Below are 4311 nucleotides of genomic sequence, written 5' to 3'. Positions count from 1 at the left end.
CCTCGTGACCCCGGTTCTTCACTCCTGCGCTCCTCCGCTTCGCTCCCCCGCTCCGTCGCTCCAGAACCGGGGCGGGCCCCGCCTTTGTGGTGGGCTCTGCTATCGGTGGGGTGGTCGAACGGTGGGTCCGATCGGATGGATTGCTCGTCTGTTGACCTCAACCTAAGTAGAGGTCTTACGTTCTGATCATGAACACGACGCTCACCTCGGAACATATCGACTACCTGGCCGGGCAGCAGCTCGGCCGGTTGGCCACCGTCGCGCCGGACGGGGCACCGCAGAACAATCCGGTCGGGTTCCGCTACAACCCCGAACTCGGCACGATCGATATCGCAGGCTGGAATATGGGTCGGTCCCGCAAGTTCCGGAACCTGGCGGGTAACAACCGGGTGGCGTTCGTGGTGGACGATATCGCCTCGGTGCAGCCGTGGCGGGTGCGGTGCCTGGAGATCCGGGGTACAGCGGAAGCACTCACCGGCACGGTCACCTATATCGGGCCCGACGAAAGCGAGCTGATCCGGATCCACCCCGAACGGGTCCTCGCCTTCGGGCTCTGACCCTCACCCTCGGGCGCTGGCCCCGTCGTCCCGGCGTGGGGGCCGACGTCGGGACGACGAGAAATCGATCGGGGCCGGGGCACCCGCTCCTAGTTGTGCGCGTGCAGGGCTTCGTTCAATTCGATGCCGGTACCGGCACGCGGGACCACCTCCACGGTTCCGGTCCGCGAATTGCGCCGGAACAGCAGGTTGTCCTTGCCGCTGAGCTCGGCGGCCTTCACCACGGTGCCGTCCGGAGCCGTGACCTTGGTGCCGGCGGTCAGGTAGAGACCGGCCTCGACCACGCAGTCGTCGCCGAGCGGAATGCCCAGACCCGAGTTGGCGCCGAGCAGGGACCGCTCACCGATCGAGATGACGGTGGTACCGCCACCGGAGAGGGTGCCCATGGTGGAGGAGCCGCCACCGATATCGGAGCCGTCGCCGACGACGACTCCGGCGGAGATCCGGCCCTCGACCATCGAGGTGCCCAGGGTGCCGGCATTGAAGTTCACGAAACCCTCGTGCATCACGGTGGTTCCGGCCGCCAGATGCGCGCCCAGGCGGACCCGGTCGGCGTCACCGATGCGTACCCCGGCGGGGACCACATAGTCGACCATCCGCGGGAATTTGTCGATGCTGTACACGGTGACCGGTCCCCGCGCCCGCAGTTTGGCGCGGGTGGTCTCGAACCCCTCCACCGCGGCGGGGCCGTGGTTGGTCCACACCACATTGCTGAGCAGGGCGAACTGACCCTCCAGGCTCACCTGGTGGGGCCGGACCAGGCGGTGGGAGAGCAGATGAAGCCGCAAATAGACATCGTGGGCGTCCACGGGGGCGGCCGACAGGTCGGCGATGGTGGTGCGCACCGCGATCACCTCGACACCGCGCGCCGGGTCCGGGCCCACCAGATCGGCGAGTTCGGCGGGCGCGGTCGCGAGACGTTCGGTGCCGGTGTCACCGAACTCACCCAGCTCCGGGCTGGGAAACCAGGTGTCCAGAACGGTCCCGTCCGAGGTCACGTTGGCGATGCCGATGGCGGATGCTCCCTGAGTGCTCACGAAACCGAAGCCTACCCACCGACAGGCCCGCGGTGGTGGGGCACCTCTACGCTCGTATCCCGTGACCCTCGACCTGCACGCCGACCCCGTCGCGCTCACCGCGGCCCTCGTCGACATCCCGAGCGTATCCCGGGACGAAGCCGCGATCACCGCGGCCGTGGAGACAGCGCTCCGTACTCAGACCACCGGTTTCGAGGTGCTGCGGCGCGGCAATGTGGTGCTCGCGCGGACGAACCGCGGGCTACCGACCCGAGTCGTCCTGGCCGGGCATCTCGATACCGTGCCCATCGCCGACAATGTGCCGGGCCGGTTCACCACCGAGAACGGTGCCGACGTGTTCTACGGCTGTGGTTCGGTCGATATGAAATCGGGCGACGCGGTATTCCTGCATCTCGCGGCCACCGTCGCCGAACCGGTTCACGATCTGACCCTGATCTTCTACGACTGCGAGGAGATCTCCGCCGACTTCAACGGACTCAACGCCATCGAGCGGGAAGTACCGGAATGGCTGGACGGCGATCTCGCGATCCTCGGTGAACCCTCCGGTGGCTGGATCGAGGCCGGCTGTCAGGGCACACTGCGGGTCCGGTTGAGCACGGGTGGCGTCCGGGCGCATTCGGCCCGCTCCTGGCTGGGCGACAACGCCATCCACCGGTTGGCGCCCGTGCTGGCCCGGCTCTCGGAGTATCGCGCCCGGGAAGTCGATATCGACGGCTGCCGGTACCGCGAAGGCCTGTCCGCGGTTCGCGTCGCCGGCGGCGTCGCGGGCAATGTGGTGCCCGACGCGGCCGAGCTGGAGGTGAACTTCCGGTTCGCCCCGGATCGTTCGGTGGAACAGGCGATCGAGCACGTCCGGGAGGTGTTCGCGGGGCTGGAGATCGAATTCGAGGTCACCGACACGGCGGCGGGCGCACTGCCCGGGCTCACCGCGCCGGCCGCCCGCGGCCTCGTCGATACGGTCCTCGCGCACGGTTCGGCGGGGGTCCGGGCGAAATACGGCTGGACCGATGTCTCCCGCTTCGCCGCCCGCGGTATCCCCGCTGTGAACTTCGGTCCCGGCGACCCCAACCTCGCCCACAAACGCGACGAGCATGTTCCGCTGGCACAGATCACCGCGGTCACCGAGATGCTGCGCGGCTACCTCACCGGTTCGCCCTAGCCGCCCCGCGAATCAGGGACCCCGCTCAGGGGCCACACCGCGCCGAGTTCGGCGAGACCACGAGGGCCGAGACGGGCCTCGACCCGCACCGTTGCAGACGGCGCCAAATACACTGCGACCATGTCAACCGACGCCGCCGAATCCGGGATGGCCGGCAAGCCCAGAACCCGCTACCGCGGGCCCATCATGTTCCGCCGGGAACGGACCCCGCGGGGCACCACCGCCGACCAGCATCTGCTGGACCAGCGCAGCGACAGCGACTGGGTGCACACCGATCCGTGGCGGGTCCTGCGGATCCAGGCCGAATTCGTGGAAGGCTTCGGCGCTCTCGCCGAGGTCCCGCGGGCGGTGAGCGTATTCGGTTCGGCGCGGACCGACCCCGGGCATCCGGAGTACCGGGCCGCGCGGGACCTGGGTGTCGCCCTGGCGAAAGCCGGATTCGCGGTGATCACCGGGGGTGGGCCCGGCGTGATGGAGGCCGCCAACCGGGGGGCCTCCGAAGCGGGCGGCTACTCCATCGGGCTCGGTATCGAGCTGCCGTTCGAGCAGAGCCTCAACGACTGGGTCGATCTGGGTATCAACTTCCGGTACTTCTTCGTCCGCAAGACCATGTTCGTGAAGTACTCCCAGGCCTTCGTCTGTATGCCCGGCGGCTACGGAACCCTCGACGAGTTGTTCGAGGCCCTCACCCTGGTGCAGACCCGCAAGATCACCCGGTTCCCGATCATCCTCTTCGGCAGCAAGTACTGGGCGCCGCTGGTGGAGTGGATCCGGAACTCGCTGGCCGCCGACGGTCGTATCGCCCCGAGCGATATCGACCTGCTGCACATCACCGACGAGATCGATGATGTGGTCCGGATCATCCAGGAATACGCGCCCGGGAGCGCCACCGTCGAGACAGTCGGAACGGAAGACGAATGGTGACTTCACGAGCCTTCGCGTTGTGCGTGTACTGCTCGGCGAGCACCACCGATTCCGTACAACTCGCCCTGGCCACCCGGGTCGGCGCCGAGGTGGCGCGGCGCGGGTGGCAACTGGTGTCCGGCGGTGGAAACGTCTCGATGATGGGTGCGCTGGCCACGGCGACGCGGGCCGGCGGCGGCAACACGATCGGCGTCATCCCGAAACACCTGGTCCACCGGGAGGTGGCCGATGTGGACTCCGACGAACTCGTGGTCACCGACACCATGCGCCAGCGCAAGCAGGTGATGGAGGACCGTGCCGACGCTTTCCTCACGCTGCCCGGCGGAATCGGCACTCTGGAGGAATTCTTCGAGACCTGGACCGGCGGTCATCTGGGCCAGCACGACAAGCCGATGGCCATCCTGGATCCCGCGGGGCACTACAGCGGCCTGTTCACCTGGCTCGGGGAACTCCACGAGCGCGGTTTCGTCCCGAAGGAGGCGCTGGACCGGATCACGGTGACGCCCGACCTCACGACGGCATTCGACGCGCTGGACCGAGGGTGAGGGTTTTGCTGCTCAACCGGCCCAGCATTACCGCGAGCGCGGCGTGCAGGACCATGAACAGTGACGAGCCCCTGGCGTGGGCCAGTTCC

At 68.0% G+C, this 4311-nt stretch carries 5 protein-coding genes; 4 read left to right on the top strand and 1 reads right to left on the bottom strand.

The window, feature by feature from the left end; translation table 11 throughout:
• The first annotated feature begins 188 nt into the window (after positions 1 to 188).
• Complete coding sequence (locus ACWCPQ_RS34940; protein WP_449907432.1) at positions 189 to 557, top strand: PPOX class F420-dependent oxidoreductase; 369 nt, start codon at positions 189 to 191, stop codon at positions 555 to 557.
• 89 nt (positions 558 to 646) lie between these two features.
• Here the strand turns inward: ACWCPQ_RS34940 and dapD are convergent, their stop codons facing one another.
• A complete protein-coding gene (gene dapD / locus ACWCPQ_RS34935; RefSeq protein WP_449907429.1) occupies positions 647 to 1594 on the bottom strand; it encodes a 2,3,4,5-tetrahydropyridine-2,6-dicarboxylate N-succinyltransferase in 948 nt (315 codons plus the stop codon).
• Between the two features lie 61 nt (positions 1595 to 1655).
• On the opposite strand from dapD, the gene dapE reads away from it, so the two are divergent.
• The 3 genes from dapE to ACWCPQ_RS34920 all read left to right on the top strand — a co-directional run bounded on the left by dapE (position 1656) and on the right by ACWCPQ_RS34920 (position 4222).
• Positions 1656 to 2753 (top strand): succinyl-diaminopimelate desuccinylase, encoded by a 1098-nt coding sequence (gene dapE, locus ACWCPQ_RS34930; protein WP_449907427.1) that lies wholly within the window; start codon positions 1656 to 1658, stop codon positions 2751 to 2753.
• 120 nt (positions 2754 to 2873) lie between these two features.
• Entirely contained in the window at positions 2874 to 3677 is an 804-nt protein-coding gene (locus tag ACWCPQ_RS34925; protein ID WP_449907424.1) for an LOG family protein, read from the top strand.
• Entirely contained in the window at positions 3671 to 4222 is a 552-nt protein-coding gene (locus ACWCPQ_RS34920; RefSeq protein WP_449907421.1) for an LOG family protein, read from the top strand. The genes ACWCPQ_RS34925 and ACWCPQ_RS34920 overlap by 7 nt, the downstream gene beginning before the upstream one ends.
• Positions 4223 to 4311 lie beyond the last annotated feature (89 nt).

It is taken from the genome of Nocardia sp. NPDC001965, from assembly GCF_053594175.1.
The sequence above is the reverse complement of the archived record's forward strand: the minus strand, read 5'-3'. Positions and strand labels throughout refer to the sequence as shown.